We start from the raw sequence: 517 nt of genomic DNA on the forward strand, positions 1-517 counted from the left end.
GTTTCCACTCTTCCTCTGTGTAAGTATGGATCGCAAGCGCGTGAATATGATTGTCTAGCTCATCGGCAAGAATTTGATGAACTTGACGGTGACGGCCAATCAATCTCTGACCGGCAAATAAGTCACTCACAACAATGACTTTAAAGTGACTTTCCGAGCCAGGCGGCACATTGTGCATGTAACTTTCGTTGATAACTTTTAAGTAGCTTGGTTGCAGCTCACTATGTAACTTTTTCTCTATGATTTCTTGGATCATATTCTTTCCTCAATGATGCAAATGCCATAAGTATATACCCAACTCCTAAAGAGGTGGAGACTTGATACTCTTTCCATTTTGCGACTTTGTTTCGCGTTAATACTAGCAAAGGTTCAACCCATTCAGCACTGATGCGTTTAAAGCACGAGCCACAAGCTTGCCACTTTACGCTATTTCGGCGAGTTAAATAGAAAATTTGACAGCTTTTTGTATCTACGTAAGCCATCATTTGCGACAATAATCACTAGTTTATTGAATCAA

1 protein-coding gene is annotated in these 517 nt (G+C 40.2%); it reads right to left on the reverse strand.

Features of this window, described 5'->3' with window-relative positions; genetic code table 11:
• On the reverse strand, positions 1–256 hold a 256-nt coding region (locus tag R8N49_RS30495; RefSeq protein ID WP_318190873.1), incomplete at its 3' end, for a BolA family protein.
• Between the last annotated feature and the right edge of the window lie 261 nt (positions 257–517).

It is taken from the genome of Vibrio sp. 1978 (assembly GCF_033344345.1).